We start from the raw sequence: 14,816 nt of genomic DNA, 5'->3' as shown, positions 1-14,816 counted from the left end.
CCGCCGAGCCCCCCGCGGGGGCGGAGGCCCCCGCGCCGGAATCCGCGGAGGACCCGCCCTCCGAAGAGACCGAGCCGCTGAAGCGCACCCCCCGGACGCGCACCCGCACCAGGAGCGGGAAGGCCGCCGAGACGGCCGAGCCCGTCCCCATGACCGGCGCCGAGACGTCCCCGGACACCGAGTCCGACCCCGCGGGCGCCGACGCCGGCGAGCGGTCCGAGGAGGCGCCGCCGACCCGCACCCGGACCCGCCGCCGCTCCGCGTCCGCCGCCACCGCGCCCGACGTGCCCGCCGTCCCGGCGGTGCCCGAGGTCCCCTCACCGGGGACCGAGACCCCTGCCGAGCAGGTGTCCGACATCGAGCCCGCGAGCGGCGTCGGCGTCCCCGGCGTGACGTTCCAGCCGCCGATGGTCGTCTTCCAGCCGCCGCAGCCGAAGGCCGAGGCCCCCGCCCGCCCGAAGGACGAGCCGAAGCGCGACGCCGAACCCGCCGACCACGACACCGGTGACGACGAGTCCGTCGAGCGGCAGTCCGACGACGACGACGACTCCGACGACCGCCCGTCCCGCCGGCGCCGCCGCCGCGGCGGACGCGGCCGCGGCCGGGGCAAGGAGGGCGGCGAGGACGAGGCGGAGAGCGGCCAGGACGCCCAGGACGCCCAGGACGGCGCGGACGCCGAGGCCGGCGACTCCGGGGACGAGCAGCCCGCCAAGACCGGCGGCGCCAAGACCGGCGGCGCCAAGACCGGCGGCGCCAAGGCCAAGAAGGCCGCCGCCAAGACCGACGGCGGCAAGGCCAAGAAGGCCGCCAAGGCCAAGGCCGAGGAGGCCGAGGAGGAGTCCGCCGACGATGACGCCGACGGCGAGTCCGGGACGAGCCGCCGCCGGCGCCGCCGCAGGCGCCGGACCGGGACCGACGGCGACGGTGCGAACGGCACCGACGACCCGCCCAACACCGTCGTGCACGTCCGCACCGCGCGTGCCGCGGAGAGCCGCGCCGCCGAGGACGAGGTCCAGTCCGTCCGTGGCTCGACCCGCCTGGAGGCCAAGAAGCAGCGCCGCCGGGAGGGCCGGGAGCAGGGCCGCCGCCGCCCGCCGGTGATCACCGAGGCCGAGTTCCTCGCGCGCCGCGAGTCCGTCGAGCGGGTCATGGTGGTGCGGCAGGAAGGCGAGCGCACGCAGATCGCCGTCCTGGAGGACGACGTCCTCGTCGAGCACTACGTCAACCGCGCCACCCACCAGTCGTACGTGGGCAACGTCTACCTGGGCAAGGTCCAGAACGTGCTGCCGTCGATGGAGGCGGCGTTCGTCGACATCGGCAAGGGCCGCAACGCCGTCCTGTACGCGGGCGAGGTCAACTGGGACGCCTCCGGGCTGGAGGGCCAGCCGCGCCGCATCGAGTCGGCGCTGAAGTCGGGCCAGTCCGTGCTCGTCCAGGTCACCAAGGACCCGCTCGGCCACAAGGGCGCCCGCCTCACCAGTCAGGTCTCGCTGCCCGGCCGCTACCTGGTCTACGTGCCGGACGGCTCGATGACCGGCATCAGCCGCAAGCTCCCCGACAAGGAGCGCAGCCGCCTCAAGTCGATCCTGAAGAAGGTCATGCCGGAGCACGCCGGCGTGATCGTCCGGACCGCGGCCGAGGGTGCCACGGAGGAGGAGCTGTCCCGCGACGTGTCGCGGCTCGCCGCGCAGTGGGAGAGCATCCAGAAGAAGGTGAAGACGGCTTCCGCGCCCTCCCTTCTCTACGGTGAGCCCGACCTGACGATCCGCGTCGTCCGCGACATCTTCAACGAGGACTTCTCCAAGCTCGTCGTGTCCGGCGCCGACGCCTGGGACACGATCTCCGAGTACGTCGAGTACGTCGCGCCGCACCTCGCCGACCGCGTCGAGCGCTGGACCGGCGACCAGGACGCGCTGTCGGCGTTCCGCATCGACGAGCAGATCGCCAAGGCGATGGACCGCAAGGTGTGGCTGCCGTCCGGCGGCTCGCTGGTGATCGACCGCACCGAGGCCATGACGGTCATCGACGTCAACACCGGCAAGTTCACCGGGCAGGGCGGCAACCTCGAGGAGACCGTCACCCGCAACAACCTGGAGGCGGCCGAGGAGATCGTCCGCCAGCTCCGGCTCCGCGACATCGGCGGCATCATCGTCGTCGACTTCATCGACATGGTGCTGGAGAGCAACCGGGACCTGGTGCTGCGCCGCCTCGTGGAGTGCCTGTCGCGGGACCGCACCAAGCACCAGGTAGCCGAGGTCACCTCGCTGGGCCTGGTCCAGATGACCCGCAAGCGCGTCGGCCAGGGCCTCCTGGAGGCGTTCTCGGAGACCTGCGAGTCGTGCAACGGACGCGGCATCCACGTCCACCTGACCCCGGTCGAGCCGAAGGCGGACAAGGCCGCCGGCAAGGAGAGCGGCCGCCGCCGCAAGCGCAAGGGCGAGGTCGAAAGGGTCGTCGAAGAGAAGCTGGCCAGGCACGAAACACCCGCGGAGCCCGCACCCAAGCCCGCACCGGAGCCCGCACCGGAGCCCGCACCCGAGCCGATCCACGTCGAAGAGGCCATGCCGGAGCCGGAGCCGGAGCCGGTGCGCACCCGCCCGCGGAGGACGGGCCCGGCCAAGCGCCCCGCAGGCCCGCCACCCGAGATCGACGGCGAGGACGAGTCCCCCGCACAGGCCGCGGTGGAGGCCGCCGAAGCCGCCGAAGAGGTGGCCGACGCACCTCCGGGCGTCCTGGAGTCCCTGGACGGCACCGACCCGGTGACCCCCACCGCGAACGGCACGGACCCGGCCCTGAACGGCAGCGACCCCTCCTCCCGCCAGACCCCGGCCGAAGCGGAGTAACCCCAAGAGGCCCGACCACCCAGCGCAGCGTAAGGCCGGGCGGCCCTGCCGCCCGGCCCGCGCAATTCGCTTCGGGTGTGGCCATCCGGTATCCTCGGACTTCGGCGCGTCGTCGGCGCGTCGCCCGAACTCGCACCGCGAGCCCCTCCGGGGCCCGTTCGGTGCTCACCTCGCCGATCCGGTGAGACCAAGCAGAGAGCGCCAGGGGTCCTCCTCTGGTGTGCCGCCCTCGGCCCGGTGCCGGGGGTAGGCCCCCACCCGGGGGCTGGTAAGCCACGCGTGGGACCGGTTCGTTCCGGAAGCGCGCGCAGACGAAGGGTTTCCGCGGTGTACGCGATTGTCCGCGCAGGCGGCAGGCAGGAGAAGGTCGCCGTCGATGACGTGCTGACCGTCGACAAGCTGGCCGGAGAGGTCGGCTCGACCGTCAAGCTTCAGGCCCTGCTGGTCGTGGACGGCGACGACGTCGTCAGCAAGGCGGCCGACCTCGCCCGCTACGAGGTGACCGCAGAGATCGTCGGCGCGGTCAAGGGCCCGAAGATCAACATCATGCACTACCGGAACAAGACCGGGTACAAGCGGCGGATGGGTCACCGTCAGCCCTACACCGAGGTCAAGATCACCGGTATCAAGGCCGGGAAGTAAGGGAGAGCGGTCTCATGGCACACAAGAAGGGCGCATCGTCCAGCCGTAACGGTCGCGACTCCAACGCCAAGCGCCTCGGCGTGAAGCGGTTCGGCGGCCAGGTCGTCAACGCCGGCGAGATCATCGTCCGGCAGCGCGGCACCCACTTCCACCCCGGCCCGGGCGTCGGGCGCGGCGGTGACGACACGCTGTTCGCGCTGGTCGCGGGCGCGGTGCAGTTCCGCCGCTACCGTGGCCGCAACGCCGTGAGCGTCGTCCCGCCGGCGGAATAGTCCGCCTGGGTACCAGACGTTTTTGAAGGGGCGGACCGGTTTCGGTCCGCCCCTTCGTCCTTTTCACTGAGGAGATTCACCGTGGCCGCTGGAGCGGGATCGGGCGCGCAGTTCGTCGACCGGGTGGTACTGCACGTCGCCGCGGGCAACGGCGGCAACGGCTGCGCCTCGATCCACCGGGAGAAGTTCAAGCCGCTCGGCGGGCCGGACGGCGCGAACGGCGGCCGCGGCGGCGACGTCGTCCTGGTCGTCGACTCCAACACCGCGAGCCTCCTGGACTACCACCGGCGCCCGCACCGCAAGGCCGGCAACGGCAGGCCCGGGCAGGGCGGCCACCGGACCGGCGCGGACGGCGGCGACGTGGTCCTGCCCGTCCCGGACGGCACCGTCGTGAAGGAGGGCGAGGAGATCCTGGCCGACCTGGTCGGCGAGGGCACCCGCTTCGTGATCGCGCGGGGCGGCGGCGGCGGGCTCGGGAACGCCGCGCTGGCGTCGGCCCGGCGCAAGGCGCCCGGGTTCGCGCTGCTCGGCGAGCCGGGGGAGGCGCGCGACGTCGTCCTGGAGCTGAAGAGCGTCGCGGACGTCGCGCTCGTCGGGTTCCCCAGCGCGGGCAAGTCGTCGCTGATCGCGGCGCTGTCCGCCGCCAAGCCGAAGATCGCCGACTATCCGTTCACGACGCTGATCCCGAACCTCGGGGTGGTGCGCGCGGGCGACACGACGTTCACGGTCGCGGACGTGCCGGGCCTCATCGAGGGCGCCAGCGAGGGCCGCGGCCTCGGCCTCGACTTCCTCCGGCACATCGAGCGCTCGTCCACCCTCGCGCACGTCCTCGACTGCGCGACGATGGAGCCGGGACGCGACCCGGTCAGCGACTTCGAGGTCATCGAACGCGAACTGCGGGCGTACGACCGTGTCCTCGGCGACCGGCCGCTGTCGGACCGGCCCCGCATCGTCGTGCTGAACAAGGTCGACGTGCCGGACGGCCGCGACCTCGCCGAGCTGGTCAGGCCCGAGTTCGAGGCGCGCGGCCTGCGGGTCTTCGAGGTGTCGGCGGCCACGCGCGAGGGGCTGCGGGAGCTGTCGTACGCGATGGCGGCGATGGTGGAGGAGTACCGCGCGTCGCTGCCGCCGCCGGAGCCGACCCGCCTGGTCATCCGGCCGGAGCCGGTCGCCGGCGGCGCCGACTTCGAGATCAGGGACGTCGGGAACAACACGTACCTGATCACCGGCGCGAAGCCGGTCCGGTGGCTGCGGCAGACCGACTTCGCCAACGACGAGGCCGTCGGCTACCTCGCCGACCGGCTCGCGCGCCTCGGCGTGGAGGACGCGCTCGCCGCGGCGGGCGCCGCGGCGGGCGCCACCGTCCTGATCGGGACCATCGACGACTCCATCGTCTTCGACTGGGAGCCGGAGATCGCCGCCGGCGGCGGCGCGTCCGGCCCCCGCGGCACGGACCGCCGCCTGGGTTAGCGCGAGACCGCTGAGGAGAGACGTTCAATGAGCGAGCGCGAGGCGATCGCGAAGGCCCGGCGGCTCGTGGTGAAGGCGGGGTCGTCGTCGCTCACCACGCCCGACGGCGTGCTCGACGAGGGCCGCATCGACGCGCTGGTGGACGTCCTGGCCGGCCGGCGCGCCGACGGCACCGAGATCGTCTTCGTCTCGTCCGGTGCGATCGCCGCCGGGCTGGGGCCGCTGGGGCTGACCCGCCGCCCCCGGGACCTCGCCACCCAGCAGGCGGCGGCGAGCGTGGGGCAGGGCCAGCTGTTCGCCCGCTACACCTCGTCGTTCGCGCGGCACGCGCTGACGGTCGGGCAGGTGCTGCTGACCGCCGACGACATGATGCGCCGCTCGCACCACCGCAACGCGCAGCGCACGCTCGCGCAGCTCCTCGCCCTCGGCGTGCTGCCGATCGTGAACGAGAACGACACCGTCGCCACCGACGAGATCCGGTTCGGCGACAACGACCGGCTCGCCGCGCTCGTCGCCCACCTGATCCGCGCGGACGCGCTGGTCCTGCTGTCGGACGTGGACGCCCTCTACACCGGCGACCCGCGCCAGCCCGGCGCCCGCCGCATCGGCGACGTCCGCGGGCCCGCCGACCTGCGGGACGTCAAGCTCGGCCGGTCCGGGCGGGTCGGCACCGGCGGCATGGTCACCAAGGTCGAGGCGGCCCGGATCGCGGGCATCCCGGTGGTGCTGACGAACGCCGCGTCCGCCGCGCAGGCCCTCGCCGGGGACGAGGTCGGGACCCTCTTCCACCCCGCGGAGGGGCGCCGCATGTCGACGCGGGACCTGTGGCTCGCCCACGCCACCACCGGCCAGGGCCGGGTCATGCTCGATCCCGGCGCCGTCGAGGCGGTCGTGCGGCGCCGCAAGTCGCTGCTCCCCGCGGGCGTCACGGGCGTGGAGGGCGACTTCGCCGCCGGCGACCCCGTCGACCTGTGCGACACCGCCGGCCGCGTGGTCGCCCGCGGGCTGGTGAACTACGACGCGTCCGAGGTCCCCGAGCTGATGGGCCGCTCGACCCGATGGCTGTCCCGCGAGCTGGGCGTCGAGTACGAGCGCGAGATAATCCACCGGGACCACCTGGTGGTCCTGGCCGACTGAGATCGAGGAGCAGTGATGAGCGAGCGCGAGGAGTTCCTGCGGGTGGCGCGGCGCGCCCGGGAGGCCGCGGCGGGCCTGGCGCCGCTGCCGCGTGCGGCGAAGGACGCCGCGCTGCACCGGATCGCGGACGCGCTGGTCGCCGCCGCACCGGAGATCGTCAAGGCCAACGAGTCCGATGTCGCGCGGGCCCGCGCGAACGGCATCTCCGAGTACATGATCGACCGGCTGAGCCTGTCGGCGGAGCGGATCGCCGCGATCGCCGACGCCGTCCGCAAGGTCGCCGCGCTGCCGGACCCGGTGGGGGAGACGGTGCGTGGCGGCGTGCTGCCGAACGGGCTGGAACTGCGGCAGGTGCGGGTGCCGCTCGGCGTCGTCGGGATCATCTACGAGGGCCGCCCGAACGTGACCGTGGACGCCGCCGCGCTGTGCCTGAAGAGCGGGAACGTGGCGCTGCTGCGCGGCTCGTCGTCGGCGTACGACTCGAACACCGCCCTGGTCGGGGTGATGCAGGGCGCGCTGGCCGGCACCGAGGTCCCGGGGGACGCCGTCCAGCTCGTCCCCGGCACGTCCCGCGAGTCGGTGAAGCACCTGATGCGGGCGCGCGGCCTGGTGGACGTGCTGATCCCGCGCGGCGGCGCCTCCCTGATCAACTCGGTGGTGGAGGAGTCGACCGTCCCCGTGATCGAGACGGGTGTCGGGAACTGCGCGGTGTACGTGGACGCCGACGCCGACATCGACATGGCCTTGGACGTGCTGCTGAACGCCAAGACGCAGCGTCCGTCGGTGTGCAACGCCGCAGAGACGTTCCTGGTGCACGCCGACATCGCCGACAGGTTCGTCCCGCGCGCGCTTGAGGCACTCAAGGACGCGGGGGTCACGGTGCACGGCGACGACCGCATCCGGGCGTACGGCGAAGACGTCGTGGAGGCGACCGAGGACGACTGGACCGTCGAGTACCTCTCCCTGGACATCGCCGGCCGCGTCGTGGACTCCCTTGAGGACGCCGTCGACCACATCCGCCGGTACGGTTCGGGCCACACCGAGGCGATCGTCACCATGTCCCAGCCCGCCGCGAAGCGTTTCGTCGCGCTGGTCGACTCGGCGGCCGTGATGGTGAACGCCTCGACCCGCTTCACCGACGGCGAGGAGTTCGGCTTCGGCGCGGAGATCGGCATCTCGACGCAGAAGCTCCACGCCCGCGGCCCGATGGGGCTGCCGGAGCTGACGTCCACGAAGTACGTGGTGACCGGTGAGGGCCATGTGCGGGGCTGACACCTGCCCCGAGGGCCCGTCAGACGCGGCGGCATGTAAGTTGTGACACTTTTGCCATTGATGTCACGTTGTGGGTGTGGTCTGATTCACGATTGTGACTCGTGAGTACAGCCGCCGCCGCGTCCTGAAGGGCGCCGCCCTCGGCGCGGGAATCGCCGCCACCGGACTGACCGCGTACCCGTCGCGCCCCGCCGCGGCCGCCCCCGCGCTGCGCGGCCCCGTGGCCGGGACCACCCTGGACCGGACGTACGTGCTCGGCGCGGCGGGCGCCGGCGGGTACCGTCCCGTGGTCACCGGGCCCGGCGAGCCGTACCTGCTGCGGCGCGACCTGGGCGGCGCCGCGTCCGCGCGCCGCGCCGCCACCCGCCGCGGCGTCCTGGCCTTCGGGCACCTCACCGACGTGCACGTCCTCGACGCGCAGTCCCCGGCCCGCGTCGAGTTCATCGACCGCTTCAGGGACGTCATCAGCGGGTTCCCCGAGGGCGGGTACCGTCCGCAGGAGATCCTGTCGACGCAGGTCGGCGAGGCGATGGTGCAGGCGATGAACAAGGTCGGGCGCGGTCCCGCCACCGGCCTCGGGCTGGCGTTCACCATCAACACCGGCGACACCACCGACAACGCCCAGTACAACGAGGTCCGCTGGATCATCGACCTGCTGGACGGCGAGCGCGTCCGCCCCGACTCCGGCGACCCGAACCGGTACGAGGGCGTCATGGACTGGGCGGCCTACGACCGCGCCTACTGGCACCCCGACGGCGCGCCGCCCGGCGCCGGTACCGACCATCCGATCGCCAGGCACGGCTTCCCGCGGGTGCAGGGCCTGCTCGACGCCGCGCGCAGGCCGTTCAAGGCGACCGGCCTGCACTCCCCGTGGTACGCCGTGTTCGGCAACCACGACGGCCTGATCCAGGGCAACCTGCCGGTCAACCCGCTCATCTCGGGCCTCGCCACCGGCGGCATCAAGATCGGCGCACCGGCCGACAGCGGCCAGGCCGAACGCCTCGCCCGCATGGTCAGCAAGGGGGACGCCGCCGAACTCGTCCGCCTCAGCCGCGAGCAGGGCGCCTCCGGGGGACTGTTTCGCCAGGTCACCGCCGACTGGAACCGGCGGCTGCTGTCCCGCGCCGAGGTCGTCGCCGAGCACTTCAAGACCAGCAAGCCCCTCCGCGGCCACGGTTTCACCTGGGCCAACCTCCGCGACGGGACGGCGTACTACGCGTTCGACAAGGGCGTCGTGCGGGGTCTCGTCCTCGACACCGTCAACCAGAACGGCTACTCCGAGGGTTCCCTCGACAAAGCGCAGTTCGCGTGGCTGGAGGCGCAGCTCAAGGCGGGCAGCAGCCGCTACTTCGCGCCGGACGGATCGGTCGTCAGGCACGCTGTGCAGGACCGGCTGTTCGTCCTGTTCAGCCACCACCCGATCGGGTCGATGGAGAACGGCCTGGGCGGCGACCGCGTCCTCGGCGACGAGGTGAAGGCGCTCCTGCTGCGCTACCCGAACGTCATCCTCTGGGTGAACGGCCACACGCACCGCAACCACGTGATCCCGCACACCCGGCAGGGGAGCGGGGGCTTCTGGGAGGTGAACACGGCCGCGCACATCGACTTCCCGCAGCAGAGCCGCATCGTCGAGCTCGCCGACAACGGCGACGGCACCCTGTCGATCTTCACGACGATCCTGGACTCGGCGGGCCCGGCGTCCTACGGCGGACGCCTCGACGACCCCGTCCGGCTGGCGTCCCTGTCCCGCGAACTGGCGGGCAACGACTGGCAGGACCGCGACACCGAGCGGCGCGGCGAAGCCGCCGACCGCAACGTCGAACTCCTCATCCCCGCACCGTTCTAGGCGCACGCGAAAGGGCCGCCGCGTCCGTGTCGCGGCGGCCCCTGCTGCCGTTCAGTTGCCGGCCGTCGGCCCGCTGTCGCGACGGGCGAAACGGTCGAACAGCCCGCCGGCCGCGCCGGCCGCCGCGTCCGCCATGTCGCGGACCTTGCCGACGAACGGGTCGGCCGTCCGCTCCCACGACTCCCGGTACGACCGGGCCGCCTCCTTGACCCCGTCGCTGACCGACGCGCTGCCGTCGTCGTCGCGGCGCGGGTAGTCACCGGCGAGGATGCGGTCGTACTCGCCGCTGCGCGCCCACCGGTCGATCTCGGCGAACCGGATCACCGCGAACGGGTGCGACTGCCCGAGCAGGTTCAGGAACTTCAGGATGCCGTCGCGGACGTCGCCTGCCTCGTCGTACTCGCGGGCCTGTCGCAGGAACGCCTCGCTGCTCATCTCGCCCAGCCGGACACCGCCGGCGAGCTTCATGTGCACCCGCTTCGCCGCGTCCAGGTCCTGGCCGACCAGCAGCCCGGCCCGGTCCGACGACAGCTCCGCCTTCCGGAACCACTCGCGCAGCCCGATGATGATCGCCGCGATGCCGACGTTGCCGAGCGGCAGCCACGCCAGCCGCGACCCCAGCTGCAGCAGGATCTGCATCATCGTCTGGTACACCGCGTGCCCGGACAGGATGTGCCCGACCTCGTGCCCGACGACGAAGCGCAGCTCCTCGTCGTCCAGCAGGTCGATCAGCCCGGTGTTCAGCACGATGAACGGGTTGTCGGAGCCGAGCGCCATCGCGTTCGGCGTCGGGTCCTGCCGGACGTACAGCTCCGGCACCTCCGGCATGTCCAGGGCGTACGAGGCGTCCCTGACCATGTCGTAGATGTTGCGGAACTGGTCCTCGCCCACGCGCACCGTCCCGCCGAGGAACATCAGCCGCAGCGACCGCTCGTTGATCAGGCCCGACATCTTGCGCAGCACGACGTCGAACCCGGAGAGCGAACGCAGCGCCACCAGCGCCGAACGGTCCGCCGGGTGTTCGTAGGCCCGGGAACTGATCCCCGGGAACCGCGTACGTGCTCGATCCGGTGTGTTCTCCGTCATGTCTGGCATGGTAGTTCCGACGAACCGCCGAGCCGCAGGGTTCCCCGGCGCCGGGTCCCCGTCCGGCTCCGGCCCCCGTCCGGGAGGAGACCCATGTTCGACCCCAAAGCCGAGGCGATGTCTCCGGACGAGCGCGCCGCGCTGCAGCGGCACCGGCTGTGGGGGCTGGTCGACCGGCTGCTCGCCGCGGGCGGGTTGCAGGGGCGGCGGCTCAAGGAGGCGGGGGTCGCCGGCGGCTCCGACGTGACGCTCGCCGCCCTGCGGAACCTCCCGTTCACCACCAAGCAGGACCTCTGGGACAACTACCCGTTCGGGATGCTGGCCGTCCACCGCGACCAGGTCGCGGCGGTGCACGGGTCCAGCGGCACGCGGGGACGCCCCACGCTCGTCGCCTACACCAAGGCCGACCTCGACCTGTGGGCGGCCATGTGCGCGCGCTCCCTGGCGTGTGCGGGCGCGTCGCCCGGCAGCATCGTCCACAACGCCTACGGCTACGGGCTGTTCACGGGCGGGATCGGCATCCACCAGGGGGCCGTGGCGCTCGGCGCGACCGTGGTGCCGATGTCCGGCGGCATGACCGACCGGCAGGTACGCATGCTCACCGATCTCCAAGCCGACATCCTCACCTGCACTCCCGCCTACGCGCTCCGGCTCGGTGAGGCCCTCGCCGAGGCCGGCGTCGAAGCGCCCGCGCTGAAGGCCGGGCTGTTCGGGGCGGAGCCCTGGTCGGAGGAGATGCGCACCGCCATCGAGGACGTCCTGCCGATCAAGGCGATGGACATCTACGGCCTGTCCGAGGTCATCGGCCCGGGCGTGGCCACCGAGTGCCTGGAGCAGAACGGCCTGCACGTCAACGAGGACCACTTCATCGTCGAGGCCGTCGATCCCGGGACGGGCGAGCCGGTCGAGGACGGCACCCCCGGCGAGCTGGTGTTCACGACGCCGACGAAGCAGGCCCTTCCGCTGCTGCGCTACCGGACGGGCGACATCGCGTCCCTGGACCGCGGCGAGTGCAACTGCGGGCGGACCCTGGTCCGGATGAGCAAGGTGCTCGGCCGTACCGACGACATGATCGTCGTCCGGGGCGTCAACGTGTACCCGAGCGAGGTGGAGCGCGTCCTGCTGGGATCCGGGCTGGTCCGGCCGCACTACCAGCTCGTCGTCGACCGTCGCGGGCCGGCGGTTCGCCTTGTCGTCGCCTGCGAGGCGCTGTCGGGCGACCCCCGGGCCGAGCTCGTCCACCGCCTCCACGAGTCGCTCGGGCTGACCGCCGAGGTGTTCGTCCTGCCCGAGGGCACCGTGCCCAGGGTCGAGGTCGGCAAGGCCGTCCGCGTCGTCTCCTGGGAGGACGGCGACCCGCCGCTGCCCGGCCTGGCCTGACCCCGGCCCGTCGTTCCGGGCTCGCGGCCCGGCTGGCTATTCTCGTCGTCATGACGCAAAAGCGGCGGCTGGGGATCATGGGCGGCACGTTCGACCCGATCCACCACGGCCACCTCGTGGCCGCGAGCGAGGTGGCGCACTTCTACTCCCTCGACGAGGTCGTCTTCGTGCCCACCGGACTGTCCTCCCACAAGCAGGACCACGGGATCACCCCCGCCGAGGACCGCTACCTCATGGCCGTGATCGCCACCGCGTCCAATCCCCGCTTCTCCGTCAGCCGCGTCGACATCGACCGCCCCGGCCCCACCTACACCGTCGACACGCTCCGCGACATGCGCGGCATCCACGGCCCCGACGCCGACATGTTCTTCATCACCGGCGCCGACGCGCTGGAGAAGATGCTGACCTGGCACGACACCGACGAACTGTTCGAGCTGGCGCACTTCGTCGGCGTCACCCGTCCCGGCCACCGGCTGGCCGATCCCGGCCTCCCCAACGGGCGGGTCTCCCTCATGGAGGTCCCCGCGCTGGCCATCTCGTCCACGGAGTGCCGCGACCGCGTCCACTCGGGCGAACCCATCTGGTACCTGGTCCCGGACGGCATCGTCCAATACATCAACAAACGCGACCTCTACCGCGACGCCGCCAGGGGATGAACGCCCGTCCCACCCGCCGCATACCCTGGGAAGCGCAGGGACCGCAGCGGCATTGCGGTCGTACAGCAACAAAGAGGTCCGACCACCGGTACCCGTGAGAAGGTGTTGGTGGAGACGACGCCTACAGGGAGGATCGCGAGCGCATCGTGACCGCATCCGAGAGGGCGGCGCAGCTCGTCCGGATCGCCGCCGAGGCGGCGGGCGACAAGCTGGCCGACGACATTCTTGCCTACGACGTGAGCGAGCAGCTCGTCATCACCGACGCGTTCCTGCTCTGCTCGGCCCCCAGCGACCGCCAGGTCCGCGCCATCGTCGACGAAGTCGAGAAACGCCTCCGCGAGGAAGCCGACGCCAGGCCCGTCCGCCGCGAAGGTGAGCGCGAAGGCCGCTGGATCCTGCTGGACTACGCGGACATCATCGTGCACATCCAGCACGAAGAGGACCGCATGTTCTACGCCCTCGAACGGCTCTGGAAAGACTGCCCCGTCCTCGAACTGCCCGAGAGCGTCACCGCCCCGCAGTCCCGCGCCGTCGGGAGCCCGAGTGACTGACGCCCGCCCGGCCCGCGAGCCCGGCAGACGACGCCTCGTCCTCTGGCGGCACGGCCAGACCTCCTGGAACGTCGAGCGCCGCTTCCAGGGCAAGACCGACATCCCGCTCGACGAGACCGGCGTCGAGCAGGCCCAGCGCGCCGCTCGGCTCCTTGCCGGCCTCCGCCCCACCGCCCTGCTGTCGTCCCCGCTCCGCCGGGCCGCCGACACCGCTCAGGCCCTCGCCGACATCACCGGGCTTCCCGTGCGCTACGACGCCGACCTCATCGAGCGGGACGGCGGCGCCTGGGAGGGCCTCACCTCCCGCGAGATCCGCGAACGCTACCCCGCCGAGCACTCCGCCTGGCAGCCCCCCGGCGGCGAAACCAGCGCCCAGGTGGCCAAACGCGTCGGCGCCGCCCTCGAACGCGCCCTGGACGACCTGCCGCCCACCGGCCAGCTCGTCGTCGCCTCGCACGGCGCCGCCCTGCGGCTCGGCATGTCCCACCTCCTCGGCCTGCCGGAGGAGACCTGGGAACGCCTCGGCGGGCTGTCGAACTGCTGCTGGTCCGTCGTCACCGAGATGCGCGACGGGGGCTGGCGCCTGACGGAGCACAACGCCGGCACCCTGCCCGAGCCCGTCCTCAGCGACGACCGCCCCGACACCGGAACCTGACACCCGAAACGATTCGAGACCTGCCTCCGCCGTCCTATACACTGGCCAGGCGCTGCGGGATGAACGTCCACGCAGCGGCGGGGCTATGGCGCAGTTGGTAGCGCGCCTCCATGGCATGGAGGAGGTCTGGGGTTCGAATCCCCATAGCTCCACGGACGAGTTGGGAGTGGTGTGCCCGCGGAGAGCGCGGGCCGCCACTCCTTCGTCATTTCCCCCAGGAGACGGCCCCCTGGAACCCCGCGGTCTGCTAAAGGTTCGCCATGGTGGCGGCTACCTTTCGGTCCGGCGGCGCTTCACCTTGTCGATCATGAGGGAACAGCCTCGGGTGGCGATGCATGATCGAAAAGAGGGCTGACCCATGAAGAGCCGTACGGCCGCAAAGCTGCTTCCCGTCGCGCTGGCCGTGGCGACCGTCACCGCCATCGGCGCGCCCACCTCCGCGTCCGCGGAGGAGGCACCGCCGCCCCAGGCCGAGGGCCCCTACAGCGAACAGGACTGCACCCAGGCACTCCAGATCCTGTCCTACTTCAAGCTGCTGCCGAACCAGCCCGACGTCGGCCGGGTGCTCTGCTCGATCAACGCCACGACCGCGCCGGAGGACATGCCGCAGCAGAACGCGCACGCCGACGAGCCCAACAGCGCCTACCTCACCGAGCCCGGCCAATCCGCCCAGCAGAACGGCCTCCTCGGCCTTCCGGCCGAGTGGATCCAGAACCTCACCGCGTACGTGGCCGCGATCGACCACGTCCGCCCGCACTCCGACACCTCGGGGCAGGACTGAGACGCCACGCGGGCCGCGGCGGGACCTCCCACCGCGGACCACGTCCCGAGTGCTCCCAACGTGCACTAAGCTTTTCCTCGATCGCGGGGCTATGGCGCAGTTGGTAGCGCGCCTCCATGGCATGGAGGAGGTCTGGGGTTCGAATCCCCATAGCTCCACGGACGAGTTGGGAGTGGTGTGCCCGCGGAGAGCGCGGGCCGCCACTCCTTCGTCATTTCCCCCAGG

General features: G+C 72.3%; 13 protein-coding genes and 2 tRNA genes. 14 read left to right on the top strand and 1 reads right to left on the bottom strand.

Annotated elements, in window-relative coordinates:
• The 7 genes from E1289_RS30575 to E1289_RS30545 all read left to right on the top strand — a co-directional run.
• The coding region (locus E1289_RS30575) for an Rne/Rng family ribonuclease (protein ID WP_131986398.1) at positions 1-2,843 on the top strand (2,843 nt) is incomplete at its 5' end.
• Between the two features lie 327 nt (positions 2,844-3,170).
• Positions 3,171-3,485, top strand: a complete 315-nt coding sequence (gene rplU, locus E1289_RS30570) for a 50S ribosomal protein L21 (RefSeq protein ID WP_131986396.1) — start codon at positions 3,171-3,173, stop codon at positions 3,483-3,485.
• A 14-nt stretch (positions 3,486-3,499) separates the two neighbouring features.
• Positions 3,500-3,757 carry a 50S ribosomal protein L27 gene (gene rpmA, locus E1289_RS30565; protein WP_131986394.1) on the top strand — a complete coding sequence of 86 codons (258 nt, stop codon included), beginning with the start codon at positions 3,500-3,502 and terminating at the stop codon, positions 3,755-3,757.
• 81 nt (positions 3,758-3,838) lie between these two features.
• The gene (obgE, locus tag E1289_RS30560) at positions 3,839-5,227 is read left to right on the top strand and encodes a GTPase ObgE (RefSeq protein WP_131986392.1); all 1,389 of its coding nucleotides are present in this window, start codon (positions 3,839-3,841) and stop codon (positions 5,225-5,227) included.
• A 27-nt stretch (positions 5,228-5,254) separates the two neighbouring features.
• Complete coding sequence (gene proB, locus E1289_RS30555) at positions 5,255-6,364, top strand: glutamate 5-kinase (protein WP_131986390.1); 1,110 nt, start codon at positions 5,255-5,257, stop codon at positions 6,362-6,364.
• Positions 6,365-6,379: 15 nt separating this feature from the next.
• Positions 6,380-7,636 carry a glutamate-5-semialdehyde dehydrogenase gene (locus E1289_RS30550; protein WP_131986388.1) on the top strand — a complete coding sequence of 419 codons (1,257 nt, stop codon included), beginning with the start codon at positions 6,380-6,382 and terminating at the stop codon, positions 7,634-7,636.
• Between the two features lie 94 nt (positions 7,637-7,730).
• The gene (locus E1289_RS30545) at positions 7,731-9,482 is read left to right on the top strand and encodes a TIGR03767 family metallophosphoesterase (protein WP_131986386.1); all 1,752 of its coding nucleotides are present in this window, start codon (positions 7,731-7,733) and stop codon (positions 9,480-9,482) included.
• A gap of 51 nt (positions 9,483-9,533) precedes the next feature.
• Here E1289_RS30545 and E1289_RS30540 read toward each other — a convergent pair whose 3' ends face one another.
• Positions 9,534-10,568, bottom strand: coding sequence for a M48 family metallopeptidase (locus E1289_RS30540; protein WP_131986384.1), 1,035 nt, complete (start codon positions 10,566-10,568; stop codon positions 9,534-9,536).
• Positions 10,569-10,661: 93 nt separating this feature from the next.
• Here E1289_RS30540 and E1289_RS30535 point away from each other — a divergent pair, with 93 nt between their 5' ends.
• From E1289_RS30535 to E1289_RS30505, 7 genes are all read left to right on the top strand, one after another.
• A complete protein-coding gene (locus tag E1289_RS30535) occupies positions 10,662-11,948 on the top strand; it encodes a phenylacetate--CoA ligase (RefSeq protein ID WP_207929258.1) in 1,287 nt (428 codons plus the stop codon).
• 50 nt (positions 11,949-11,998) lie between these two features.
• The gene (gene nadD, locus E1289_RS30530; protein WP_131986382.1) at positions 11,999-12,604 is read left to right on the top strand and encodes a nicotinate-nucleotide adenylyltransferase; all 606 of its coding nucleotides are present in this window, start codon (positions 11,999-12,001) and stop codon (positions 12,602-12,604) included.
• A 146-nt stretch (positions 12,605-12,750) separates the two neighbouring features.
• Complete coding sequence (gene rsfS, locus E1289_RS30525; protein WP_131986380.1) at positions 12,751-13,155, top strand: ribosome silencing factor; 405 nt, start codon at positions 12,751-12,753, stop codon at positions 13,153-13,155.
• Positions 13,148-13,810 (top strand): histidine phosphatase family protein, encoded by a 663-nt coding sequence (locus E1289_RS30520; protein ID WP_131986378.1) that lies wholly within the window; start codon positions 13,148-13,150, stop codon positions 13,808-13,810. The genes rsfS and E1289_RS30520 overlap by 8 nt, the downstream gene beginning before the upstream one ends.
• A gap of 79 nt (positions 13,811-13,889) precedes the next feature.
• Positions 13,890-13,962 (top strand) — tRNA-Ala (locus E1289_RS30515).
• Between the two features lie 206 nt (positions 13,963-14,168).
• Positions 14,169-14,591 carry a hypothetical protein gene (locus E1289_RS30510; protein ID WP_131986376.1) on the top strand — a complete coding sequence of 141 codons (423 nt, stop codon included), beginning with the start codon at positions 14,169-14,171 and terminating at the stop codon, positions 14,589-14,591.
• An 85-nt stretch (positions 14,592-14,676) separates the two neighbouring features.
• Positions 14,677-14,749 (top strand) — tRNA-Ala (locus tag E1289_RS30505).
• Positions 14,750-14,816: the final 67 nt, after the last annotated feature.

Source organism: Actinomadura sp. 6K520, from assembly GCF_004349245.1.
GTDB lineage: Bacteria > Actinomycetota > Actinomycetes > Streptosporangiales > Streptosporangiaceae > Spirillospora.
Note: the sequence above shows the minus strand (reverse complement) of the source record. Positions and strands in the feature narration are given on the sequence as shown.